Origin of the sequence: Microbacterium arborescens (assembly GCF_049707515.1) — a bacterium.
GTDB classification, from domain to species: Bacteria; Actinomycetota; Actinomycetes; order Actinomycetales; family Microbacteriaceae; genus Microbacterium; species Microbacterium arborescens_B.
On sequence record NZ_JBNAFI010000002.1, the window covers coordinates 237,420 to 258,637 of the forward strand.

The following is a 21,218-nucleotide window of genomic DNA, read 5'->3' on the forward strand; positions in this document are numbered from 1 at the left end:
AGGGCAGCCGGACCGATCATCGGTAGCGGCGGCCCTCGTCGCGTCGGTACCGCCACACGACGAGGGCTCCCAGCACGACCGTCCACGCGATGACGCCGAGCACCGCCCACAGCGGCACCTCGGATCCCGTCGCGACGCCGACCACGATCTCTCGGGCCTGACGGATGGGCAGAGTCGACGATGCGGTGTCGAGCCACGCGGGGAACAGCTGCGGGGGCAGGAACAGACCGCCCCCGAAAGCCAGCAGGAACAGCGCGACCTGCGTGACGGCGATGGCGGCCTTCGGGCCCGTCGTGAGACCGATGATCGCGCCGATGAGCATCGGTGGCAGCGCCGTCGCGATCACGAGCACGATGGCCGCGAGCAGCCGGAGCGGTTCGGGGCGCGCGCTCGTGAAGATCCCGCCGACGACGAGCAGCGGCAGCATCGCGACGGTCGCGATCGCGAGGGTCGCGAGGATGAGGGCGCCGATGCGGGCGAGCGGGTTTCCGGGGAGCGTACGCAGGTACGGCGTCCACGGCTTCGAGCGTTGCTCGGCGAGCTCGAGGCCGACGGAGAACAGGCCCGACGACATGAAGGCGAACACCACCATCGAGCAGACGGCGGCCGTCGCGACGGTGCTGTCGGCCACGACCGCCCCCTGCGGCAGCACGAAGAGGCAGAACGCGAGAGTGGGGAAGACGACCGACCCGATGACGGCGATCGGAACCCGTGCGGTCTCGACGAGGTTGTACTTGGTCGTGGTGAGAGTGAGCGAGAGCGTGGACATCAGGCGGCCTTGTCGGTGTGTGCGGAGGTGGAGGTCAGGGCGAGGAACGCCTCTTCGAGGGTCGCCCCGCGCACCGTGAGGTCGGCGAAGGGGAGACCGGCGGCGACGAGCGAGCGGACGAGAGCGTCGGAGTCGCCGACGACGGCGGTGACGGTGGTGCCCGCGGCGGTGTCATCCGCGGCGGTGACGGATGCCTCGGGGTCGAGGCGCCGGATGTCGTCTGCCGAGACACCGCGCAGGGTGACGCGGCGACGCGAGACGTTCGATACGACGGCCGCGAGCGAGTCGTCGGTGCGCACGAGGCCGTCGTCGATGACGACGACGCGGTGGGCGAGCTGCTCGATCTCTTCGAGGTGGTGGCTCGTGACGACCACGGCGCATCCGGCGGCGTGCCGGGCGCGGACGGCATCCCAGAGGGCTCGTCGGGCGTCGACATCGAGACCGGTCGTCGGCTCGTCGAGCAGCACGAGGTCGGGATCGCCGACGAATGCCAGCGCAACGGCGACACGGCGTTGTTGGCCGCCCGACAGTGCGCCGCATTGCTGGCGCAGCAGTGGGCCGAGATCGAACTCGTCGACGATGCGGCTGCGGGGCGCGGGATGCGGGTAGTGCGCAGCGACGAGATCGAGGACCTCGCCCACGCGCAGGGCGTCGGGCAGCGCCGTCGCCTGGGGCATCGAGCCGAGCCGCACGCGGGAGGATGCGGCGCGCGGGTCGCCGCCGAACAGGCGCACCTCGCCGCTCGTCGGCGCTCGCAGGCCCTCGACGAGCGAGAGCAGGGTCGTCTTGCCGGCGCCGTTCGGGCCCAGCAGCCCGACGCATTCGCCGGCGTGGATGTCGAGGGTGACTCCGGCCAGCGCGGTCACGTCGCCGAAACGCTTCACGAGGTCGCGGGTGCTGATGAGGGCGGTCATGATCCTCCTCCGAGGAGATCGAGCAGGTGCGTGCGATAGGTGCGGAACGCGGCACGCCCGGCGGGCGTCAGCGCGACGTAGGTCACGGGCTTCCGGCCCGCGAAGGCCTTGGCGGTCTCGACGTATCCCGCCGCCTCGAGCTTCGCGAGGTGGGTGGTGAGGTTGCCCGCGGTCATCCCGAGCAGTTTCTGCAGCACGGGAAAGGTCACTTCGTCGCCGTCGGCGAGAGCCTCGTTCAATGCCGTCACGATGCGCAGGCGCGCGGGGGCGTGGATCACCGGGTCGAGCTCGGTCATCGGCTGCCTTCCGCCGGGATGACGCCGCGCAGCATCAGGGTCGCGACGACGAGCATGGCGAGCGGCCCGACGGTCGCGTAGACGAGGTAGTTGGTGGGGGAGCCCGCGTACGACGCGACGATCGCGGTGGCGATCATGACGACGCCGAGCGCGTACTGGACGGGCGAGCGCCAGAGCGCCCCGCCGGCGAGGTAGAGCACGCCGACCAACAGGACGAAGATCGCGGGGGAGAGCACCGCCATCAGGGCGGCATCCGCGCCCGTGCGCTGCACCGCGCCGACGAGGAGTCCGGCGCCGAACATCGACAGCGACCACGCCCAGCCGTACATGGCTCCGGCCAGGCGCGACGGTCCGCGGACCCCGGCACCGGAGCGGATGCCGGCGACAGCCGACGCCACGATCCCGGTGATGAGCACGACCCCGAAGACGATCCACGCGGGGGTCGTCGGGATGCGGAACCACGGATTCCCACCGCCGGCCGCTGCGCTCCAGATGGCTCCGAACCCCACGATCCACGCCGCCGCCCAGGTGATGAGCATCACCGCGTAGTTGCGGTTGAGCCAGTGCGCGGTGCGCCGGCGCTGGTCCTGCATGAGGGCGAGCATCGCCGCCGGGTCGGCCTGCTGCTCGTCATCCAGTGAATCGTGCTCCATGCAAACCACTTTGCACCGCAAACCAACAGCCGTCAACCCGGCATCCCCGCTGCCGTCGCCTCGCCGCATTGGGCGCACTTCGGCGGGATAGGCGCACTTCGAAGCGCGCTCGACAGGCGCAACTGCGCCCCACGCCGCGCGCCGCCCGGACGGGATTTGGCGGATGCCGCGAGCGAGCGCTACTGTCGGCGCATGTCCTCGGCCCCGCAGCGCACCGTCACGGTGTTCCGCGCGCGCCGACGTCTGGGCGACCGCCGACGTTAGGCGACTCCGCACGCTCCCGCATCCCGCGGTCGAGCGCGTGGTGTCGCCGCCGCCGGTCCCCGTCGCCGCAGAGGCGACGCCGTCCCAGACAATAAGGTGGAACCCATGCCCCTCTCCGTCGCCGTCTCCGGCGCTTCCGGCTACGCGGGAGGCGAGATCCTGCGCCTGCTCGCCGCCCACCCCGAGGTCGAGATCCGCACGGTCACCGCGCATTCCAATGCCGGTCAGCCGCTCATCGACCATCAGCCGCACCTGCGTTCGCTGCGGCACCTGACGCTGCAGCCCTCGACTCCCGAGGTGCTCGCCGGGCACGACATCGTGTTCCTGGCCCTCCCGCACGGGCAGTCGGGCCAGTACACCGACGCGCTCGCCGAGACCGCGCTCGTCGTCGACGCGGGGGCCGACCACCGGCTGACCTCGCCCGACGACTGGGATGCCTTCTACGGCGGCGACTTCCACGAGCCGTGGGCCTACGGCGTGCCCGAGCTGCTGATCGGCTCCGACGGCGGCAAGCAGCGCGACAACCTCGTCGGCGCTTCTCGCATCGCCGCCCCCGGGTGCAACGCCTCGACCGTCGCGCTGAGTCTCGCCCCCGGTGTCGCCGCGGGCGTCATCGATCCGGGCGACATCGTCAGCGTCCTCGCCGTCGGCCCCTCGGGCGCCGGCAAGAGCCTCAAGACCAACCTCCTGGCCGCTGAGATCCTCGGGTCGGCGAACCCCTACGCGATCGGGGGCACGCACCGCCATATCCCCGAGATCCGTCAGGCGCTCCGCGGCGCGGGTGCGGCCGGCGACATCCGCATCTCGTTCACCCCGGTTCTCGTGCCGATGTCGCGGGGCATCCTCGCCACCTCGACGGCGCCGATCGCCGCCGGTGCCACCGATGCGGAGATCCGCGAGGCGTGGGAGGCCGCGTACGCCGACGAGACGTTCGTGCAGCTGCTGCCCGAGGGTTCCTTCCCCCGCACGGCCGACGTCCTGGGCGCGAACACCGCACTCATGGGCCTTGCGATCGACCGTGCCGCGGGCCGGGTCGTCGTCGTCACCGCGGTCGACAACCTCGCCAAGGGCACCGCCGGTGCCGCCATCCAGTCGATGAACATCGCCCTCGGTTTCGCCGAGACCACGGGCCTGAGCGTGAACGGAGTCGCCCCGTGAGCGTCACCGCCCCCCAGGGTTTCGAGGCCGCTGGTGTCGCCGCGGGCCTGAAGTCGACCGGCAAGCCCGACGTCGCCGTCGTCGTCAACCGCGGCCCCCTCAAGGTCGGCGCTGCGGTCTTCACCTCGAACCGCGCGAAGGCGAACCCGATCCTCTGGTCGCAGCAGGCCATCGCCGACGGCGTCGTCGAGGCCGTCGTGCTCAACTCGGGCGGTGCGAACTGCTTCACCGGCAGCTTCGGCTTCCAGACGACGCACCAGACCGCCGAGAAGGCGGGCGAGCTGCTGGATGTCAGCTCCGGCGATGTGCTCGTCTGCTCCACCGGCCTCATCGGCACCGGAGACGAGGTCTTCCGCGCCAAGGTGCTCGACGGCACCGCGGCGGCGATCGGGGCGCTCAGCGCCGACGGCGGCGAGGACGCCTCGCTCGCGATCATGACTACCGACTCGCGCCCCAAGCGCGCCGCGGTCTCGCGGGGCGGCTGGACGATCGGCGGCATGGCGAAGGGCGCGGGCATGCTCGCGCCGGGCCTCGCGACGATGCTCGTCGTCATCACGACCGACGCCGTGCTCGACGCCGCACAGGCGGATGCCGCGCTGCGCGCCGCGACCCGCACCAGCTTCGACCGTCTCGACTCGGACGGTTGCATGTCGACCAACGACCAGGTGACCCTCATGGTCAGCGGCGCGTCCGGCGTGGCACCCGACCCCGACGACTTCGCCGCCGCGCTCGCCGAGGTCTGTCACGACCTGGCCGAGCAGCTCCAGGGTGACGCCGAAGGCGCCAGTCACGACATCACGATCGAGGTCGTCGGAGCGGCATCCGAAGAGGATGCGGTCGTCGTCGGCCGATCGGTCGCCCGCAACAACCTGTTCAAGGCCGCGATCTTCGGCAACGACCCCAACTGGGGCCGCGTGCTCGCCGCGATCGGCACGACCGACGCCGCCTTCGACCCCTACGACGTCGACGTCTCGTTCAACGGCGTGCGGGTCTGCACGGCCGGCGGTCCCGACCGTCCGCGCGAGGAGGTCGACCTGACACCCCGCGCGACCCGCATCCTCATCGACCTGAAGTCGGGTGAGGCTGCGGCGACGATCCTCACCAACGACCTCACGCACGACTACGTACACGAGAACAGCGCGTACTCCTCATGAACGACATCGACCTCCAGCAGACCACGCCCGAAGAGGCGGCGGTCAAAGCAGGTGTGCTCATCGAATCGCTGCCGTGGCTGCAACGCTTCCGCGATCAGATCATCGTGATCAAGTACGGCGGCAACGCGATGGTTTCCGAGGAGTTGCAGGAGTCCTTCGCCCAGGACATCGCCTACCTCCGCTTCGTCGGCGTCAAGCCCGTCGTCGTCCACGGCGGCGGCCCGCAGATCTCGCGGATGCTCGACCGGCTCTCGATCGAGAGCGAGTTCAAGGGCGGCTACCGCGTCACGAGCACCGAGGCGATCGATGTCGTCCGGATGGTGCTGACGGGGCAGATCAACCCGCAGCTCGTCGCACGCATCAACACCTACGGGCCGTTCGCGACGGGTCTGTCCGGCGAGGACGCGGGCCTGTTCGGAGGTCGTCGTCGCGGGGTCGTCATCGACGGCACGGAGCACGACCTCGGCCACGTGGGCGATGTCGTCGAGGTCGACCCGCAGCCGGTGCACGACCAGCTCGACGCGGGCCGCATCCCCGTCATCTCCTCGATCGCGCCCGACCTCGACAACCCGGGGCACTCCCTCAACGTCAATGCGGATGCCGCGGCGGCTGCTCTCGCGACGGCGCTCGGCGCGACGAAGCTCGTCGTCCTCACCGATGTGCCCGGCCTCTACGCCGACTGGCCGAACCGCAACTCGCTCGTGTCGCACCTGACCTCGACCGACCTCCGCGCGATGCTGCCGACGCTCGAATCGGGGATGATCCCGAAGATGCAGGCATGCCTCGACGCCGTCGACGGGGGAGTGGACACGGCGGCGATCATCGACGGACGACAGCCCCATTCGGTGCTCGTCGAGGTCTTCACAGCCCAGGGAATCGGCACGGAGGTGGTGGCGGGATGACGAACCCGACGATCCAGCAGACAGCGCCCACGTGGGCGGACGACGTCGATCGTGATCTGGTGCGCAGCGCCGGAGCGCGTCTCGCGCTGCTCGAGCGCGGCGAAGGCGCCTACGTGTGGGATGCCGACGGCAAGCGTTACCTCGACTTCCTCGCCGGCATCGCCGTCAACTCGCTCGGCCACGCCCACCCGGTGTTCGTCGAGGCGATCTCCCGTCAGGCCGCCACGCTCTCGCACGTGTCGAACTACTTCGCCACGCCTCCGCAGCTCGCGCTCGCCGCGCAGCTGAAGCGTCTGGCCGGAACGGGCGACGGCGGCCGGGTGTACTTCGGCAACTCGGGGGCCGAGGCCAACGAGGCGGCGTTCAAGCTCGCCCGGCTGCACGGCGGAACCGACCGCCCCCGCATCCTCGCGCTGAAGGACGCCTTCCACGGGCGCACGATGGGCACGCTCGCCCTGACCGGCAAGCCGCAGATGCAGCAGCCGTTCGAGCCGATGGTGCCCGGCGTCGAAAGCATCGACTCGACCGTCGAGGCGCTCGAGGCCGCCATGGACGACCGCGTCGCGGCGCTGTTCGTCGAGCCCATCAAGGGTGAGGCGGGCGTCGTGCCGCTGCCCGAGGGCTACCTCGAGGCAGCGCGCGAGATCACCGCCCGCCACGGCGCGCTGCTCATTATCGACGAGATCCAGACGGGTGCCGGGCGCACCGGTGCGTGGTTCGCGTTCCAGCACGCGGGCATCGAGCCCGACGCGATCACGGTGGCCAAGGGCATCGGCGGCGGGTTCCCCATCGGGGCGCTCATCACCTTCCCCGCCGCGAGCGACCTGTTCTACCCGGGCACGCACGGCTCGACCTTCGGCGGCAACCCGCTCGGCACCGCCGTGGCGGCGGCCGTGCTCGGCGAGATCGAGAACGGCGGCCTCGTCGAGGCTGCGGCCACCCACGGCGCGCGTATGCGTCACGTTCTCGAGACCATGGACTCCCCGCTCATCGAGGGAGTGCGGGGTCGCGGTCTGCTGCTGGGCGTCGCGCTGCGGCACCCCGTCGCGGGCGCCGTCGTGGCGGCGGCTCAGGAGCACGGCCTGATCGTCAACGCGGCGAACGACCGCACGGTGCGCATCGCGCCGCCCCTGACCATCGGCGACGTCGAGATCGACGAGTTCGCCGACCTGTTCCTCGCCGCACTGCGCACCGTCGAGTCGGCCCTGCTTCTCGAGAACACGACCACGGAGGAATCCGCATGACCCGCCACCTGCTCCGCGACGACGACCTCAGCCCGGCCGAGCAGGCCGAGGTGCTCGACCTCGCCATCGCGCTGAAGAAGGACCGCTGGAAGCTCAAGCCCCTCGAAGGGCCGCAGACGGTCGCTGTGATCTTCGACAAGTCGTCGACCCGGACGCGCGTCTCGTTCGCCGTCGGCATCGCCGACCTCGGGGGATCGCCGCTGATCATCTCGACGGCGAACAGTCAGCTCGGCGGCAAGGAGACCCCCTCCGACACAGCGCGCGTGCTCGAACGCCAGGTCGCCGCGATCGTCTGGCGCACGTACGCCCAGGCGGGCCTGGAGGAGATGGCGCGCGGAACGCGGGTTCCCGTCGTCAACGCCCTGAGCGACGACTTCCACCCGTGCCAGCTGCTCGCCGACCTGCTCACGATCCGCGAGCACAAGGGCGACCTCGCCGGGCTGACGCTGTCGTTCTTCGGTGACGGCCGCTCGAACATGGGCCACTCGTACGTGCTGGCCGGTGTCACGGCGGGCATGCACGTCCGGGTCGCCGCTCCGCAGGGCTACGAACCCCGAGAGGATGTCGTCGCCGACGCCCAGCGCATCGCCGCGCAGACCGGAGGCTCGGTGACGATCCTCGTCGACGCGCTCGAGGCGGCCGCCGGCGCCGACGTCATCGTGACCGACACGTGGGTTTCGATGGGCAAGGAGGAGGAGAAGCTCGCGCGCATCCGCGACCTCGGTGCGTACAAGGTGACGCAGCAGACGATGGATGCCGCCGCCGACGGTGCCATCTTCATCCACTGCCTGCCCGCGGACCGCGGCTACGAGGTCGACGCCGACGTGATCGACGGCCCGCAGAGCGTCGTGTGGGACGAGGCCGAGAACCGCTTGCACGCCCAGAAGGCGCTGCTGGTCTGGCTGCTGCGTCAGCAGTGACCGCCGAGCGGTGAGGGCCGGCCGGTGCCCGGGATGAGGGGGATGCTGCAGCGTCGCCCGCTGTTCGCGCCCTCGCGCATCGACGGCGTCGACCTCGCGCGCGGGCTGGCCGTGGTCGGCATGCTCGCCGCGCACCTGCTGGTGATCCCCGACCTCGACTGGACCGATCCGTCGACCTACGACGGCATCGTCCACGGGCGCTCATCGATCCTGTTCGCCACGCTGGCGGGCGTCTCGATCGGTCTGATCAGCGGCGGTCCCGTGCCGATGCGCGGCCCGCGGCTCGAGACGGCGCGGCTGCGGCTGCTCGTGCGGGCGGGGGCCATCTGGGTCATCGGGGTGCTGCTGCTGTTCCTCGCCGTTCCGGTGTACGTCATCCTGCCCGCGTACGCGCTGCTGTTCGTGCTCGCCGCGGCGGTCCTGCCGCTGCGGGCGCGCACCCTGCTCATCGCCGCGGCCGTGGTCGGGCTCGTGGCGCCGTTCCCACAGGCGGCGATCGACGGGCTGTCGTTCTGGTCGACGCCGGAGGGAGCCGATCTCGCGAACGCCGTCGGCTGGCACTACCCGTTCCTGACCTGGATGGCGTTCGTGCTCGCCGGTATGGGAGCTGCTCGCCTCGACCTGCGCGCCCGCGCCACTCCGTGGCTGCTCGCGCTCGCCGGGCTCGCGCTGGCGGTGGCCGGTGCCGTGCTCGACATCGGGTGGGGGCAGTCCGAGGACTTCGGCCAGACGCCCTGGACCGGCGAGGCTCACTCGTCGGGGGTGTTCGAGGTGATCGGGTCGGGCGGCTTCGCCCTCCTCGCCATCGGTGTCTGCGTGCTGATCTGCCGGACGCCGCTGACGTGGCTTGCGCTGCCGCTGCGCGCCGTGGGCTCCATGCCGCTCACGGCCTACTCCGCCCAGATCGTGGTGTGGGCGATGACGCGACCCGCTGCCGAGCCCGGCATGTTCGAGCTCGACGTGTACCGCGATCTCGATCCCTTCTGGCCCATGACCCTCGGCATCCTCATCGCCTGCACGGTATGGGCGCTGTTCGTCGGCCGCGGCCCCCTCGAAGCGGGCGTCGACGCCCTCGCCCGGCTGACGGTTCGTGGTCGCTCCGAGACGCCGGGCGCGGGGATGCCGCCCCGATAAGCTGGAGCGATGAGCGCAGACACGTCAGGCGGCACGAACTCCGGGGCTCTCTGGGGAGCCCGCTTCGCGTCGGGCCCCGCGCCCGAGCTGGCCCGACTGAGCCGATCGACGCACTTCGACTGGGCGCTCGCCGGCTATGACATCGCCGGCTCGCACGCCCACGCGAAGGCGCTCGCCGCCGCCGGCTACCTCACCGACGACGAGGAGAGCCGCATGCACGCGGGCCTCGACTCGGTGCTCGCCGCCGTGCGTGACGGCTCGCTGCAGCCGGCCGAGAGCGACGAAGACGTCCACGGTGCTCTCGAGGCCGCGCTCATCGCGACCGTCGGCCCCGAGCTCGGCGGCAAGCTCCGCGCCGGTCGCAGTCGGAACGATCAGATCGCGACGCTCGTGCGGCTGTACCTGCTCGATCACGCCGAGGTCATCGCCCGCGACATCCTGCGCGTCGTCGACGCGATCGTCGGACAGGCCGAAGCGCACTCGCGCGCGATCATGCCGGGTCGTACGCACCTGCAGCACGCTCAGCCGGTGCTTCTGGCCCACCACCTGCAAGCACACGCGTGGCCGCTCGTGCGCGATCTCGAACGCCTGCGCGACTGGTCGGTGCGCGCCCGCGTCTCGCCGTACGGCGGGGGAGCGCTCGCCGGCGCGACGCTCGGCCTCGACCCGCAGCTCGTCGCGACCGAGCTCGGTCTCGACCGCCCCGCCGAGAACTCGATCGACGGCACGTCGTCACGCGACGTCGTGGCCGAGTTCGCGTTCGTCGCCGCCATGATCGCGGTGGACGTCTCGCGGTTCGCGGAGGACATCATCATCTGGAACACCCGCGAGTTCGGGTTCGTCACGCTCGACGACGGCTACTCGACCGGGTCGAGCATCATGCCGCAGAAGAAGAACCCCGACATCGCCGAGCTCGCCCGTGGCAAGGCCGGCCGTGTGATCGGCAACCTCTCGGGCCTGCTCGCGACGCTCAAGGCGCTGCCGCTCGCGTACAACCGCGACCTGCAGGAAGACAAGGAGCCCGTCTTCGACTCGATCGAGACGCTCGAGGTCGTCCTCCCCGCGTTCGCTGGGATGATCGCGACGCTGCGGTTCGACCTCGACCGCATGGCGGAGCTCGCGCCGCAGGGCTTCTCCCTCGCGACCGACGTCGCCGAGTGGCTCGTCAAGCGGGGCGTGCCGTTCCGCGAGGCGCACGAGATCTCGGGCTCGCTCGTACGGCTCTGCGAGCAGCGGGGGATCGAACTGCACGAGGCATCCGATGACGATCTCGGCGCGGTGTCGGAGCACCTGGCGCCCGAGGTCCGCGAGGTGCTCTCGCCCGAGGGCTCGGTCGCGAGCCGCGACGGTGTCGGGGGAACGGCCCCGGTGCGCGTCGACGAGCAGCGAGCGGCGCTCATCGGTCGGGCTCAGCAGGCGGTTCGCGTCTGGCACGTGTGATATCAGTGCTCCGCTGATATTTCGTTTTCATGAGCCCAGGGCTTATATCCTCGATATATAAGTGATAGCCTGATCGTCATGTCGATCGCTGTCATCGCCGACATCGTCGGCTCCCGCCTCCTCGACGACCGCAGCCGCACGCAGGCGCGGATCGAGGCGGCGATGGCCGACGTCGATCGGGTGCTCCCCGTCGCGACGTCGCCGATGCGCGCCACGTTCGCCGACGAGTTCCAGGCGGTCTTCACCGATCTCGACGATGCGCTCGCGTGGCTGCTGCTGCTGCAACTCGCACTGCCCGACGAGGCCTCGCTGCGCTTCGGGCTCGGCGTCGGCGACGTCGGATCGGTGACGTCGGGAAGCTCCGACATCTCCGACGGCCCCGGCTGGTGGCGGGCGCGAGAGGCGATCGAGCAGGTGCACGGGATGCAGGACCGTTCGGTCCCGCGCGCCCGCACCCGCATTGTCGGAGGTGGCGACGAGGATGTCGCCATGGCCGACCGCATCCGCTTCGCCAACGTCTACGCGCTCGCCCGCGACGAGCTCGTCGGGGCGATGTCGGAGCGCGCCCGGCGCCTGACCTACGGCCGCTGCCTCGGACGCACGCAGGGGGCGCTCGCGAAGGAGGAGGGCATCACCCAATCGGCGGTGTCGCAGTTGCTGGCCTCATCCGGTGCCGCAGCGGTCGTCGCCGGGTATGTCGCCCTCACGGAGCGTTCCTCGTGATCGGCGCGGGGCTCATCCTTCTCGCCGTGGGTGCGCTCGATCTCGCGCGCAAGCGCCTGTCGGGCGTGCGGCTCGGGATCGTCCTGATCTTCGTCGGCGCAGCGCTCCTGCCGCTCGCCGCCTGGGCGGGAGCGGCAGTCTGGTGGTTCGCGGCTGTCGCGGTCGCTGCGGGCTGGGCGGCCGCGACGTCGACGCGCGAGCCGACGCGCTGGGGGCTCTGGCCCGCTGCGCTTCTCGCTGTCGTGGTCGCCGTCGCCGTCGCCCTTGTCGGGGTACGCGACGGTCAGGGCCCCCTCGAGCGCATCTGGCCGATCGACTCGCCCCTCGGGGTCGTGAGCCTCGACCTCGCCGTCGCGCTGGCGGGGACTCTGGTCTTCCTCGTCGAGTCGGGCAACGTCATCGTGCGCGCTTCGCTCCGCGGCGGCGTCGTCGCGGCCGAGGCGACGAACGCGCTCAAGGGCGGCCGAATCATCGGGCCGCTCGAACGCGTCCTCGTCTTCGCACTGACCCTCACCGGAGCCTTCACCCTGCTCGCCGCCGTGCTCGCCGCGAAGGGCATCGTGCGCTTCCCCGAGATCTCCCGAGACCACGAGGGGGGAGATCGGGCGGAGTACTTCCTCGTCGGCAGTCTCGTGAGCTGGGTCGTCGCTCTCGGTGCGGCCTTCCTCATCTGGTGGGGCAGCGCCGGCTGACCCTTGCCGTCCGGCGCCGGCTGCGTCATGCTCACCGCATGGCGAAGATGGAGCATTTCGAGATCCCGGCCGACGACATCCAGCGCGCGCAGACGTTCTACCGCTCGGTGCTCGGTTTCGAGTACGAGCCGTGGGCCGACGACATGGGGATGCTGCGGCAGCCCGACGGTGACGGCGTGGACGGCGACCTGCACGTGCGCGGCGAGGTGCCGCATCCGACCGTCGTCTTCACCGTCGAGAGCATCGAAGACACCGTCGCGGCGGCCGTCGCTGCCGGGGGTGAGCAGGTCGGCGAGATCCAGCCGCTCAGCGACACGTCGCGGTGGGTGTACCTGCGCGACTCCGAGGGCAACGTGATCGGTCTGTACGACGAAGGCGGCGCCGCTGCCTGACCGTCGGCGACGCCGGGCGCCGGGCAGCCCGCTGATAGCCTGGAGCGCGTGTCTGATGAAGCCCTGACAACCGCCCCCGTGGCGCTCGATCCCGCGTTCGAGAACGTGTGGGACGAGCTGGTGTGGCGCGGTCTCGTGCATGTGTCCACCGACCAGGAAGCGCTGCGAGAGGCGCTCGGCGGAGACCCGATCACGTATTACTGCGGCTTCGACCCGACGGCGGCATCCCTGCACCTCGGTCACCTCGTGCAGCTGCTGACGCTTCGCCGTCTGCAGCTGGCCGGACACAAGCCGCTCGGTCTCGTCGGCGGCTCGACCGGCCTCATCGGCGACCCGCGTCCGACCGCCGAGCGCACGCTCAACTCGCGCGAGACCGTCGCCGAGTGGGTCGACCGGCTGCGCGGTCAGATCGAGAAGTACCTCAGCTTCGAGGGTGAGAACGCCGCCCGCATGGTCAACAACCTCGACTGGACGGCGCCGCTGTCGGCGATCGACTTCCTGCGCGAGATCGGCAAGCACTACCGCGTCGGCACGATGCTGAAGAAGGATGCCGTCGCCGCACGCCTCAACTCGGACGCCGGCATCAGCTACACCGAGTTCAGCTACCAGATCCTGCAGGGTCTCGACTTCCTCGAGCTCTACCGCCAGTACGGCTGCACGCTGCAGACCGGCGGCTCCGACCAGTGGGGCAACCTCACCAGCGGCACCGACCTGATCCACCGTGTCGAGGGCACGTCGGTGCATGCCTTCGGCACGCCGCTGATCACCAACAGCGACGGCACGAAGTTCGGCAAGAGCGAGGGCAACGCGATCTGGATCGACGCCGAGCTCACGAGCCCCTACGCGTTCTACCAGTTCTGGCTCTCCACCGCGGATGCCGATGTCGCCGAGCGACTGAAGGTGTTCACGTTCCTCTCGAGTGCCGAGATCGCCGAGTACGAGCGCCTCGTCGCTGACGAGCCGTTCCGTCGCGCGGCGCAGAAGCGTCTTGCGTTCGAGGTCACCGCGACCGTGCACGGTGTCGACGCGACGGCCAAGGTCGTGGCCGCATCCGAGGCCCTGTTCGGTCAGGGCGACCTGACCGCCCTCGACGCCGCGACGCTGCGTTCCGCGCTCGTGGAGCTGCCCCACGCTTCGGCGCCGGCGGGGTCGTCGGTGGTGCAGCTGCTGGTCGACACCGGTCTTGTTGCGAGCCTCTCCGAGGCTCGGCGTGCAATCGCCCAGGGCGGCGTGTCGGTCGACGGAGTGAAGGTCGACGACGAGTCGGCGGTCGTCACCGGTGGACTGCCGGGCGGGGTATCGGTGCTGCGTCGCGGCAAGAAGACGCTCGCGGGCGTTCTCATCGAGGGCTGACCCAGACGGATGCCGTTCACCCCGAGCCACGCCGTCGTCGCGCTGGCGGTCGTTCGCACACCGCTCGTGCCGGCGGCTGTGGCGGTGGGGGCCATGGCGCCCGACCTGCCGCTGTTCGTCCGCGGGATCGGCATCAGCTATGCGCAGACGCACGCGTATCCGTGGCTGACCGTGGTGATCGCGGGTGTGCTGCTGCTCGCGTGGTGGCTGGTGCTGCGGCCCGCGGTGCGCGAGCTCGCACCGGGATGGGTAGCCGGCAGGTTGCCCTCGGAGTGGGATGCCACCGGCGGTGACGCGCTGCGGACGGTGCAGCAGATCTCCGGTCGGCGCCCGTCGGTGGCGTTGACGGTCGCGCTGGTCGTGGTGTCGCTGGCGATCGGGGTACTGACCCATATCGCGTGGGACGCGTTCACGCACGAGGGCCGGTGGGGTGTCGAGCTGATCCCGGCGCTGGCTGAGCGGTGGGGTCCGCTGCACGGCTACCGCTGGTTCCAGTGCGCGTCGAGCGTGCTCGGGCTCCTGGGTCTCGCGGTCGCCGGCGCGGTGTGGCTGCGCGGGCGTGCCCGGGGCCCGGTGCTCCGGGTGTTGCCTGCGCCTGTGCGGGTGGTGTGGTGGGCGTCGCTGCCGATCGTGCTCGTCGCCGCGACCGTGATCGGTTTGATCGCCTATGGCCCGCTGACTCCGGAGTGGACCGCGCAGCACCTGGCGTACCGGGTGCTGCCGCCGGCGTGCGCGATCTGGGGCGTGGCGACGCTGGTGCTGTGCATCGTGGCGCAGGTCGCGCGGCGCCGCGCCCACTCCGCCCGCTGACACTCCCCGGTCGTTGAGCGAGGCGCGCTAGCGCCGAGTCGAAACGCCCGACACCCGCCGCCTCCTTCCGCCGACCGATCTTCCGGTCGTTGAGCGAGGCGCGTTAGCGCCGAGTCGAAACGCCCGACACCTGCCGAGGTCTCACACCCCGCGAAGGCGGTCGATCTCGCGACGTTCGCGCTTCGTCGGCCTGCCCGCGCCGCGGTCGCGGACGGCAAGCATCGCTGTCGGCTCGCGCGGGGGAGTGCGGTCTTCGAGCGCGGTCGCGGCGACCGGTGCGCCGACGCGCTTCGTGAGCGTCTGTCGTACGACGAGGATGCGGTCGAAACCTGCGATCCGCACGCGCAGTTCGTCACCCGGCTTCACCGACTGCGACGCCTTGACTTTCTCGCCGTTGACCCGGACGTGCCCGGCGCGGCACGCCGTGGTCGCGGCCGAGCGCGTCTTGTAGATACGCACCGCCCAGAGCCACGAGTCCACGCGGACGGGGGCGTCGGATGCGGTCATGCGTCCATTCTCGCCGACGCGTCAGGTCTGGTCTCCGGCGGTGTGCTCGGTGGTGCCGCCGAGGTCGAGCGAGACGAGGGCGACGTGAGGCTTCGGGCGGGCGACCTCACGGAAGCCTGCGGTGAGGAACGTCGACAGGGCGCCGTGGTACAGCTCGTTGGAGGTGACCTTGCGTCCGGCGTGGGGATCGACGGGATACGCCTCGACCACGCGCGCGCCGTTATCGCGCGCGAAGGCGATCGCCGCGTCGAGGAGCGCGGCGTTGAGGCCCGAGCCGCGGTGCTCCTTGCGTACGGCGAAGCAGCTCACAGCCCAAACGTCCCCGTCGTCCCACGGTTCCTCGGTCGCACCCGCGTAGGCGCGCGTCTTGCTCAACCGAACCTGCCGGGTACGTGGGCCCACGCGCACCCAGCCGGCGGCGTCGCCGTCGACGTATGCGATGAGTCCGGGGGAGGGCGCGGCATCCACTTCGTCGCGGAAGGCGGCCGCGCGGCCGTCGATGTCGGTGCGTTGAAAGTCGGCATTTGTCATCGTCCACCACTGACACTGACACTCGTGCCCGTCGCCGCCGCCGCTCATCGCGTGCTGTGCATCGCTGAAGCTGCCGGGCGTCACCGGCACGATCGTCGTCTCGCTCATGGGCCGACCGTAGCGCCCGGCTCCGACACCGGCAACGCGCCCGGGTGCAGCGGTTCGCGAGCGGGCGCGAGACCGGTTAGGATAGGGGAGTTGTCCGCGTGCGGACAGCGGACCGGGATGTGGCGCAGCTTGGTAGCGCACTTGACTGGGGGTCAAGGGGTCGCAGGTTCAAATCCTGTCATCCCGACGGTCTGAAGCCCCGACGAGCGAAATGCTTGTCGGGGCTTCGCGGTCTCTGGCGTCGGCTTCTCATTCAGCCCGCATCTGCCTGGGGACGGGCGCGCCTACTGGATTCGCGATAGGCCCATGGCGTGTTACCGGTGAACTCCCGGAACGCCTCATTTGCGCGGCTTCGGCTGCGCCATCCCGCCCTCCTGCCGGCCTCAGCGACCGTCGTGTCGGTCTCGCGGAGGATCTTCGCCATCCTTTCGACCCGCAGCATTGTGAGGTACGCATGAGGCGTCTTTCCGAAGGTGGCGCTGAACACCCGCGTCAGCTGCCTCACGGACAGGTTCGCCGTCGCGGCCAGCTCCGGCAGCGTCCAGTCCCGGGCGGGGTCCTGGTGCAGCGCGTCGCGGACGGCGAGCAGCTCGCCTCTTATCGAGACGAAGCTGCGCCCGCGGGGAAGGGTCGGCCGGGCGAGTGCTGGTCCCGTTGCTTTCGCTAGGCCCGGCGTCACCCGCAGATGCGGGTTAAGGACATCGGCGATCAGCAGCCACAGCGCCTGCATGCGGAGGAAATGTCCTCCGGCATCCTTGCTGGCACTCAAAGCCGCCATCTCATCCAGCCACGGCATGAGCATCAACGGTCTTCGTCGAGGTCACGACGCCGCGCGTCATCTCGCACTCGGGACACCACGCGGTCGAGAAGCTCGGATGCTGATTGGTGTGGTGGACGCTCTGCTCCACGGTGTGCCCGCAGGTCAGGCTGCGCTCCCAGATGTCGAGCTCCTCCTCGCGGCGCGGGCTGCTCAGGAGGATTCGGCTGATGTTCTCGTACTGCTCCGGTGACATTGGGATCGGTGGGCAGCAGTAGCCGCAGTGGGTGGCGCGAGATCCGGACATGCTCCAGCGATGGGCTTCGCAGTTCGGATGCATCTCCTTGTACTCCGCCTGATCGGCGTCATACTCGATCTTCTGCTCGGGCGTGAGGTACATCGTGCCGGGCCAGTTGCCGAGGTTGTCGATGACCGGCAGTCCGCAGCCTCGGCATGGCTCGCCGGCCGCTGCCTGCTCGCGGGTCAGGTACATCCCCATCTCCCGCCACTCGCGGCGCTTGGCCTCGTCGCGGTGCGCCCTCGCCTCCTCCTTGAGTGAGTTCGTGAGCTGGCGTTTCGCCGCACGCTCTGCCTTCTGCTCGTCGGTCAGCTTGGCCACGTCCCGGCCCTCCCTTCGATGTCGGAGGCCGGCCCCACACTCATCTCATGGCGGACCTCTACACGAAGAATGGCCGACCGCTCCGACGCAGCGGTGACAAGTTGTTTGCGCGGTCGGGAACGTACGTGGGCAAGATCAAGGGCGACTACGTCTTCGATCCATCTGGCCGCTACGCCGGCACCATCGTGGGGGAGCGGGTCGTCTACCGTTCGACGCACTCTGCTCGGATCTCCAGTCCTTCTGTCTCGGCGAACCGTGGAGGGAGCGGTGCAGGCAACCGCGGCGCCTCCGGCATGTGGGGCGACGAGCCTCCGTTCCCGGACTGAGCGCGCCGACACGCCGCACCTGACTTGATGTGGCAGTTCTTTAAGTGGCTGCGCTATGCTCATCTTGTTCACGGCAGCGACGAGAGGAACCGCAGATGGCGATCCACACCCCGAAGACCCGCGAGGATCTCGCTCGCCTGCTCAACCCCATGCGTCTCGAGGCGACCCCGTTCGAGCGTGCGGTTGCGGTCGGTGCCGCCGAGAAGCGCACTGTCTCCCCGGCGGCCCCCAAGTCTGGCCCCGAGTACACGCGATGGATGCGGACGGTCGAGGCGCTGCACGAGGGGCTGATGCTGCTCCGCCGCGGATGGCGGCGGGACGACCCCGACAACTTGCCCTACTTCTCGCACCCGGAACTCCGGCTCGGACTCGTCGCCAGCAGCGGCGGCAAGTTCACCGGTGTGGCCTGGGGCAACCCCAGCACCAAGAACGACAAGGGAGTGGCGTTCGCGCGTCGGGTCGACCTGAACGGCCAGGTCGCTCTGTTCGACCAGCCCACGGGTGATGGTGGCTCCTTCGTCGTCGACGACCTGTGGATCCTGCTCTACAACGAGCGCGACGGCATGGTCTACCTCGAGCTGTCGCACCCGATGTCGATGACCGGCAAGAAGATCGACACCTGGTCGGAGCGGATCATCTTTCCGACGTTCGACCTGGCGCTCGGTGCGTTCTCCTTTGAGGAGATCGAGGACGAAGACGAGGGCGACATCGGCTTCACCGTGACGCGTCGCTGAGACGCGTCGGTTCCCGACCATGAGCACCACCACCTTCGTTCCCGCGCGCCTCAAGATGGCGCGCGCCATTCGGCAGATGACCGCGACCTCGCTCGCGGCTGAGGCCGGCACTACTCCGCCGTGGGTGTCGCAGTCCGAGCGCAGCAAAGAAACACCCAGCCCAGAGCTGATCCGTGAGTTCGCGCGCGCCCTCAACTTCCCGGTGGACTTCTTCTACCGGCCACTCGAGCAGCTGCCGCCCTCGGATGCCTTCCACTTCCGGGCGACGTCGCGACTCGCCAAGAAGGATGAGGACACCGCGCGGGCGCTGTCAGCGCTCGCAATGGAGCTCTCGGACTGGATCGAGGACACGTACCGAGCCCCCGACCCGGCGGTACCTGAGTTGCAAGACCTCATTGGCTCAGATGACGAGGTCGCGCCCGAGCAGGCGGCGGAGGCCCTTCGCGGTGCTTGGGGGCTCGGCGTGGCGCCGATCAAGAACCTGTTGCAGCTCCTCGAGTCCAAGGGCGCGAAGATCTACTCGGCCGGAGGGCCGCTGCAAGCCATCGATGCCTTCTCGTTCCGCCACGGGGCGACGCCGGTCATCTTCCTCAACGTCCACAAGTCCGCCGAGCGCCTCCGCTTCGACCTCGCCCACGAGCTTGGGCATCTCGTCATGCATGGTGGGTCACTGCACGTCGAGCCCGGCAAGGAGAAAGAGCTTGCGGCGAACGACTTCGCCAGCTCGTTTCTCATGCCCCGCGCAGACGTGCTGGGATCCATTCGCGGGAACCTGATGCTCGAGGACGTCCTCGTTCTCAAGCGGCGCTGGCGGGTCAGTGCGATGGCCCTCAATCTGCGCGCTCACCGCCTGGGCGTAATTTCAGAGTGGACCTACAGCACGCTTGCTAAGCAGCTCTCGATCGCGGGCTTCCGCCGCGGCGAGCCGGGATCCGACCTGCGGGTCGAGTCCTCGAGTTTGCTCACGCAGGTCATGAGCGACATGCGCGCACGCGGAGAAGGTTTCTCCGACATCGCGCGCGCCCTGAACGTGCGAGCGCAGGATGTGCAGGATCTAATGCTCGGTATTGTGACGTTCGCCATTCAGGGCGACGGCGTCGCGCGTTCGAGAAGCACTGCCGATCTCCGTGATGCTTCCCTGGCACCGGTGGCCGACCTGAATGCTCGACGCGGCTCGAGCTAGTTCTGATTCAGCCCGTGGCGTCGGCTGTCGAGTGCGTCCTTGAAGTGGCTCTCGGCCGCGTCGATGTCGCGGGTCGGCGTGGACGGATCGAAGACCCGGAGTAGCGAGAATCGAAAGCTTGTCGGGTCGGTACGGCGCAGCTCGACGTTTCCGCCGTGGCCGTTCGTGGCATAGGCGCTCCAGCGCTGCCGGATGTTCTCGGCGCCGTCCGCCTTGCCGACGTAGTGCCGGCCGTCGCTTGTGTCCGTGATTAGGTACACCCCGACGACGGACGAGAGCGCAGTGCGCCACGAGGCGTAGCGATGCTCGCGCATCACCGCCTGGAGCTGAACATGGCTTAGGACGAGGCGATCGAAGCCGGGGAACGGAATCGGCTCCGCGTCGGCGATGCCGACCACCGGATAGCTCGCCGCCGTGCTGGCGTTCATCCGCCAGGTACGGGGTGATTTCCAGCCGATTACGAGCCGCTTGCGAAGGTCAGCCATGTGGTCAGACTCGACGACGTCGAAGGTGCGTCGGATGTCGTCGTAAGCGATCTGGCCGCGGTTTTCCACCACGGACCAGAACCGCGCCTGGTCTCCGCCCTCCTTGATGAACACCACCCAGAATCGCGGCGGCACCGCAGGGAACCGTCTCGTGTCCGAGGATTGCGTCGCCGTATAAGAGAAAATCTCGGCATCGGTGGAGTCCGCGTGCAGCCCCTGCAGCCCGCTCTCCTCTGGCTCGGTCACGAAGGCGTGACGGATGACGAGCGCCTGCGCGGGGTCGATGCCGGCGTCGATGAGGAGCGGGCCGAGAGTCAGAGCCATGAGTCGATCGTGCCGCCTTTCGCGCGCACTCGTGGTCAGGCTCGTCTACTGTTTCGCGGCCAGCTGCCTGCGCATGATCTCGACGATGTTGTCGCGGTAGCGCGGCTTCAAGCGGTGGCGAGTGCCCGCCTTCATCTCCTTGACGAGTTTCTCGATCGACTCGGCGTGGTGGAAGCTGCCGCCAACCGCTAAGTAGGGGCGTAGCCAGACATCGGGATCGACGGGGTATCCCTCGCTGGCGAAGGCTCGAACGAGCTGGACGACGGCATCCTTGCCGCGTCCGGAGCTCAGGCCGTTGTAGTCCTCGTTTTGGAACATCTCGGCGGCAGCGAGCAGGAGCGGATCGCTCGGCGGGACTGACGTGCCGGTGTGGAGGTTGAGCGCGCCAAGGCCATCGAGCCAGGTGCGCACCATGTCATACCGCGACCAGATGAGTACGAAGAGCTTGCCGATCGAGTCGGCTTCGACCGCACGACGAATGGTCTCAAGCTCGCGTTGCTCGTATGGGTGCAACGCGACGACCGCGTGGTCGATGACCTTGTCCTCGCGCTTCAGGCTGCCGAGCTCGCGGATGTTGAAGACGATCCGATCGGTCTTTTCGGGTGCTATGAACTCCGCGGCTTCGACGTCTGCGCCGCGGTCGTCGTGGTTGAACTTCTTCACGTCCGTGACGGCGAAGAGATACGGCGAATCGCCGATCCAGTCTCGGATCAAGGCGCTCTGTGGAATCATCGCGGTGCCGTGCTGTCCCCAGTCTTCGCGCACCATGTAGGCAAGTTCGGTCACGCGGTCATGATTGCAGTGGGCTCCGACATCGCACCGAAAT

Annotated in this window: 25 protein-coding genes and 1 tRNA gene; 16 read left to right on the forward strand and 10 right to left on the reverse strand. The window is 69.5% G+C overall.

Annotation, left to right across the window (positions count from 1 at the left end; all coding sequences use genetic code 11):
* Nucleotides 1-16: 16 nt before the first annotated feature.
* From ACPYN5_RS05090 to ACPYN5_RS05105, 4 genes are read right to left on the reverse strand one after another with little or no spacing between them, the layout of a single operon-like run.
* Nucleotides 17-769 (reverse strand): ABC transporter permease, encoded by a 753-nt coding sequence (locus ACPYN5_RS05090; protein WP_424447900.1) that lies wholly within the window; start codon nucleotides 767-769, stop codon nucleotides 17-19.
* The gene (locus ACPYN5_RS05095; RefSeq protein ID WP_424447901.1) at nucleotides 769-1,683 is read right to left on the reverse strand and encodes an ABC transporter ATP-binding protein; all 915 of its coding nucleotides are present in this window, start codon (nucleotides 1,681-1,683) and stop codon (nucleotides 769-771) included. The genes ACPYN5_RS05090 and ACPYN5_RS05095 overlap by 1 nt, the downstream gene beginning before the upstream one ends.
* Nucleotides 1,680-1,979 (reverse strand): transcriptional regulator, encoded by a 300-nt coding sequence (locus tag ACPYN5_RS05100; protein WP_071918345.1) that lies wholly within the window; start codon nucleotides 1,977-1,979, stop codon nucleotides 1,680-1,682. Before ACPYN5_RS05100 ends, ACPYN5_RS05095 begins: the two co-directional genes overlap by 4 nt.
* Nucleotides 1,976-2,632, reverse strand: coding sequence for a hypothetical protein (locus tag ACPYN5_RS05105; RefSeq protein WP_424447902.1), 657 nt, complete (start codon nucleotides 2,630-2,632; stop codon nucleotides 1,976-1,978). The genes ACPYN5_RS05100 and ACPYN5_RS05105 overlap by 4 nt, the downstream gene beginning before the upstream one ends.
* 369 nt (nucleotides 2,633-3,001) lie before the next feature.
* Here ACPYN5_RS05105 and argC point away from each other — a divergent pair, with 369 nt between their 5' ends.
* The 12 genes from argC to ACPYN5_RS05165 all read left to right on the forward strand — a co-directional run bounded on the left by argC (nucleotide 3,002) and on the right by ACPYN5_RS05165 (nucleotide 14,818).
* Nucleotides 3,002-4,054, forward strand: coding sequence for an N-acetyl-gamma-glutamyl-phosphate reductase (gene argC / locus ACPYN5_RS05110; RefSeq protein WP_424447903.1), 1,053 nt, complete (start codon nucleotides 3,002-3,004; stop codon nucleotides 4,052-4,054).
* Entirely contained in the window at nucleotides 4,051-5,208 is a 1,158-nt protein-coding gene (gene argJ / locus ACPYN5_RS05115; RefSeq protein WP_424447904.1) for a bifunctional glutamate N-acetyltransferase/amino-acid acetyltransferase ArgJ, read from the forward strand. Before argC ends, argJ begins: the two co-directional genes overlap by 4 nt.
* Nucleotides 5,205-6,110 carry an acetylglutamate kinase gene (gene argB / locus ACPYN5_RS05120; protein ID WP_424447905.1) on the forward strand — a complete coding sequence of 302 codons (906 nt, stop codon included), beginning with the start codon at nucleotides 5,205-5,207 and terminating at the stop codon, nucleotides 6,108-6,110. Before argJ ends, argB begins: the two co-directional genes overlap by 4 nt.
* Nucleotides 6,107-7,354 carry an acetylornithine transaminase gene (locus ACPYN5_RS05125; RefSeq protein ID WP_424447906.1) on the forward strand — a complete coding sequence of 416 codons (1,248 nt, stop codon included), beginning with the start codon at nucleotides 6,107-6,109 and terminating at the stop codon, nucleotides 7,352-7,354. The genes argB and ACPYN5_RS05125 overlap by 4 nt, the downstream gene beginning before the upstream one ends.
* Complete coding sequence (gene argF, locus ACPYN5_RS05130) at nucleotides 7,351-8,274, forward strand: ornithine carbamoyltransferase (protein WP_424447907.1); 924 nt, start codon at nucleotides 7,351-7,353, stop codon at nucleotides 8,272-8,274. The genes ACPYN5_RS05125 and argF overlap by 4 nt, the downstream gene beginning before the upstream one ends.
* A gap of 42 nt (nucleotides 8,275-8,316) precedes the next feature.
* Nucleotides 8,317-9,408, forward strand: a complete 1,092-nt coding sequence (locus ACPYN5_RS05135; RefSeq protein ID WP_424447908.1) for a heparan-alpha-glucosaminide N-acetyltransferase domain-containing protein — start codon at nucleotides 8,317-8,319, stop codon at nucleotides 9,406-9,408.
* Between the two features lie 9 nt (nucleotides 9,409-9,417).
* Nucleotides 9,418-10,848 carry an argininosuccinate lyase gene (gene argH / locus ACPYN5_RS05140; protein WP_424447909.1) on the forward strand — a complete coding sequence of 477 codons (1,431 nt, stop codon included), beginning with the start codon at nucleotides 9,418-9,420 and terminating at the stop codon, nucleotides 10,846-10,848.
* Nucleotides 10,849-10,926: 78 nt separating this feature from the next.
* Entirely contained in the window at nucleotides 10,927-11,571 is a 645-nt protein-coding gene (locus ACPYN5_RS05145) for a SatD family protein (protein ID WP_424447910.1), read from the forward strand.
* The gene (locus ACPYN5_RS05150) at nucleotides 11,568-12,263 is read left to right on the forward strand and encodes a hypothetical protein (RefSeq protein ID WP_424447911.1); all 696 of its coding nucleotides are present in this window, start codon (nucleotides 11,568-11,570) and stop codon (nucleotides 12,261-12,263) included. The genes ACPYN5_RS05145 and ACPYN5_RS05150 overlap by 4 nt, the downstream gene beginning before the upstream one ends.
* A gap of 38 nt (nucleotides 12,264-12,301) precedes the next feature.
* On the forward strand, nucleotides 12,302-12,655 hold the full coding sequence (locus ACPYN5_RS05155; RefSeq protein ID WP_424447912.1) for a VOC family protein: 354 nt from the start codon (nucleotides 12,302-12,304) through the stop codon (nucleotides 12,653-12,655).
* A 48-nt stretch (nucleotides 12,656-12,703) separates the two neighbouring features.
* Nucleotides 12,704-14,008 (forward strand): tyrosine--tRNA ligase, encoded by a 1,305-nt coding sequence (gene tyrS, locus ACPYN5_RS05160; protein WP_424447913.1) that lies wholly within the window; start codon nucleotides 12,704-12,706, stop codon nucleotides 14,006-14,008.
* A 9-nt stretch (nucleotides 14,009-14,017) separates the two neighbouring features.
* On the forward strand, nucleotides 14,018-14,818 hold the full coding sequence (locus ACPYN5_RS05165; RefSeq protein WP_424447914.1) for a DUF4184 family protein: 801 nt from the start codon (nucleotides 14,018-14,020) through the stop codon (nucleotides 14,816-14,818).
* A gap of 141 nt (nucleotides 14,819-14,959) precedes the next feature.
* Here the strand turns inward: ACPYN5_RS05165 and ACPYN5_RS05170 are convergent, their stop codons facing one another.
* Both ACPYN5_RS05170 and ACPYN5_RS05175 read right to left on the reverse strand, forming a co-directional pair.
* Nucleotides 14,960-15,325 (reverse strand): RNA-binding S4 domain-containing protein, encoded by a 366-nt coding sequence (locus tag ACPYN5_RS05170; protein ID WP_274264422.1) that lies wholly within the window; start codon nucleotides 15,323-15,325, stop codon nucleotides 14,960-14,962.
* 21 nt (nucleotides 15,326-15,346) lie between these two features.
* The gene (locus ACPYN5_RS05175) at nucleotides 15,347-15,964 is read right to left on the reverse strand and encodes a GNAT family N-acetyltransferase (protein WP_424447915.1); all 618 of its coding nucleotides are present in this window, start codon (nucleotides 15,962-15,964) and stop codon (nucleotides 15,347-15,349) included.
* Nucleotides 15,965-16,077: 113 nt separating this feature from the next.
* Between ACPYN5_RS05175 and ACPYN5_RS05180 the strand changes: the two genes are divergently transcribed.
* Nucleotides 16,078-16,151 (forward strand) — tRNA-Pro (locus ACPYN5_RS05180).
* Nucleotides 16,152-16,217: 66 nt separating this feature from the next.
* Here the strand turns inward: ACPYN5_RS05180 and ACPYN5_RS05185 are convergent.
* Together ACPYN5_RS05185 and ACPYN5_RS05190 are read right to left on the reverse strand one after the other, a co-directional pair.
* On the reverse strand, nucleotides 16,218-16,760 hold the full coding sequence (locus ACPYN5_RS05185) for a helix-turn-helix domain-containing protein (RefSeq protein ID WP_424447916.1): 543 nt from the start codon (nucleotides 16,758-16,760) through the stop codon (nucleotides 16,218-16,220).
* A complete protein-coding gene (locus tag ACPYN5_RS05190; RefSeq protein WP_424447917.1) occupies nucleotides 16,744-17,340 on the reverse strand; it encodes a hypothetical protein in 597 nt (198 codons plus the stop codon). The genes ACPYN5_RS05185 and ACPYN5_RS05190 overlap by 17 nt, the downstream gene beginning before the upstream one ends.
* 47 nt (nucleotides 17,341-17,387) lie before the next feature.
* Between ACPYN5_RS05190 and ACPYN5_RS05195 the strand changes: the two genes are divergently transcribed.
* From ACPYN5_RS05195 to ACPYN5_RS05205, 3 genes are all read left to right on the forward strand, one after another.
* A complete protein-coding gene (locus tag ACPYN5_RS05195) occupies nucleotides 17,388-17,666 on the forward strand; it encodes a hypothetical protein (protein WP_424447918.1) in 279 nt (92 codons plus the stop codon).
* Between the two features lie 95 nt (nucleotides 17,667-17,761).
* The gene (locus tag ACPYN5_RS05200; protein ID WP_424447919.1) at nucleotides 17,762-18,400 is read left to right on the forward strand and encodes a hypothetical protein; all 639 of its coding nucleotides are present in this window, start codon (nucleotides 17,762-17,764) and stop codon (nucleotides 18,398-18,400) included.
* Nucleotides 18,401-18,419: 19 nt separating this feature from the next.
* Nucleotides 18,420-19,583: a helix-turn-helix domain-containing protein gene (locus ACPYN5_RS05205; protein ID WP_424447920.1), complete on the forward strand. Its 1,164-nt coding sequence runs from the start codon at nucleotides 18,420-18,422 to the stop codon at nucleotides 19,581-19,583.
* On the opposite strand, the gene ACPYN5_RS05210 is transcribed toward ACPYN5_RS05205, so the two are convergent.
* Entirely contained in the window at nucleotides 19,580-20,392 is an 813-nt protein-coding gene (locus tag ACPYN5_RS05210) for a GIY-YIG nuclease family protein (RefSeq protein ID WP_424447921.1), read from the reverse strand. The genes ACPYN5_RS05205 and ACPYN5_RS05210 overlap by 4 nt on opposite strands.
* 45 nt (nucleotides 20,393-20,437) lie before the next feature.
* Nucleotides 20,438-21,178 carry a hypothetical protein gene (locus tag ACPYN5_RS05215; protein ID WP_424447922.1) on the reverse strand — a complete coding sequence of 247 codons (741 nt, stop codon included), beginning with the start codon at nucleotides 21,176-21,178 and terminating at the stop codon, nucleotides 20,438-20,440.
* Between the last annotated feature and the right edge of the window lie 40 nt (nucleotides 21,179-21,218).

What these genes read in the sequence shown, in the direction of transcription:
- ACPYN5_RS05090 (WP_424447900.1), bottom strand. Translation starts at nt 769, where the DNA reads ATGTCCACGCTCTCGCTCACTCTCACCACGACCAAGTACAACCTCGTC.
- ACPYN5_RS05095 (WP_424447901.1), bottom strand. Translation starts at nt 1,683, where the DNA reads ATGACCGCCCTCATCAGCACCCGCGACCTCGTGAAGCGTTTCGGCGAC.
- ACPYN5_RS05100 (WP_071918345.1), bottom strand. Translation starts at nt 1,979, where the DNA reads ATGACCGAGCTCGACCCGGTGATCCACGCCCCCGCGCGCCTGCGCATC.
- ACPYN5_RS05105 (WP_424447902.1), bottom strand. Translation starts at nt 2,632, where the DNA reads ATGGAGCACGATTCACTGGATGACGAGCAGCAGGCCGACCCGGCGGCG.
- argC (WP_424447903.1), top strand. Translation starts at nt 3,002, where the DNA reads ATGCCCCTCTCCGTCGCCGTCTCCGGCGCTTCCGGCTACGCGGGAGGC.
- argB (WP_424447905.1), top strand. Translation starts at nt 5,205, where the DNA reads ATGAACGACATCGACCTCCAGCAGACCACGCCCGAAGAGGCGGCGGTC.
- ACPYN5_RS05125 (WP_424447906.1), top strand. Translation starts at nt 6,107, where the DNA reads ATGACGAACCCGACGATCCAGCAGACAGCGCCCACGTGGGCGGACGAC.
- argF (WP_424447907.1), top strand. Translation starts at nt 7,351, where the DNA reads ATGACCCGCCACCTGCTCCGCGACGACGACCTCAGCCCGGCCGAGCAG.
- ACPYN5_RS05135 (WP_424447908.1), top strand. Translation starts at nt 8,317, where the DNA reads ATGCTGCAGCGTCGCCCGCTGTTCGCGCCCTCGCGCATCGACGGCGTC.
- argH (WP_424447909.1), top strand. Translation starts at nt 9,418, where the DNA reads ATGAGCGCAGACACGTCAGGCGGCACGAACTCCGGGGCTCTCTGGGGA.
- ACPYN5_RS05145 (WP_424447910.1), top strand. Translation starts at nt 10,927, where the DNA reads ATGTCGATCGCTGTCATCGCCGACATCGTCGGCTCCCGCCTCCTCGAC.
- ACPYN5_RS05155 (WP_424447912.1), top strand. Translation starts at nt 12,302, where the DNA reads ATGGCGAAGATGGAGCATTTCGAGATCCCGGCCGACGACATCCAGCGC.
- ACPYN5_RS05165 (WP_424447914.1), top strand. Translation starts at nt 14,018, where the DNA reads ATGCCGTTCACCCCGAGCCACGCCGTCGTCGCGCTGGCGGTCGTTCGC.
- ACPYN5_RS05170 (WP_274264422.1), bottom strand. Translation starts at nt 15,325, where the DNA reads ATGACCGCATCCGACGCCCCCGTCCGCGTGGACTCGTGGCTCTGGGCG.
- ACPYN5_RS05175 (WP_424447915.1), bottom strand. Translation starts at nt 15,964, where the DNA reads ATGAGCGAGACGACGATCGTGCCGGTGACGCCCGGCAGCTTCAGCGAT.
- ACPYN5_RS05185 (WP_424447916.1), bottom strand. Translation starts at nt 16,760, where the DNA reads ATGCCGTGGCTGGATGAGATGGCGGCTTTGAGTGCCAGCAAGGATGCC.
- ACPYN5_RS05195 (WP_424447918.1), top strand. Translation starts at nt 17,388, where the DNA reads ATGGCGGACCTCTACACGAAGAATGGCCGACCGCTCCGACGCAGCGGT.
- ACPYN5_RS05200 (WP_424447919.1), top strand. Translation starts at nt 17,762, where the DNA reads ATGGCGATCCACACCCCGAAGACCCGCGAGGATCTCGCTCGCCTGCTC.
- ACPYN5_RS05205 (WP_424447920.1), top strand. Translation starts at nt 18,420, where the DNA reads ATGAGCACCACCACCTTCGTTCCCGCGCGCCTCAAGATGGCGCGCGCC.
- ACPYN5_RS05210 (WP_424447921.1), bottom strand. Translation starts at nt 20,392, where the DNA reads ATGGCTCTGACTCTCGGCCCGCTCCTCATCGACGCCGGCATCGACCCC.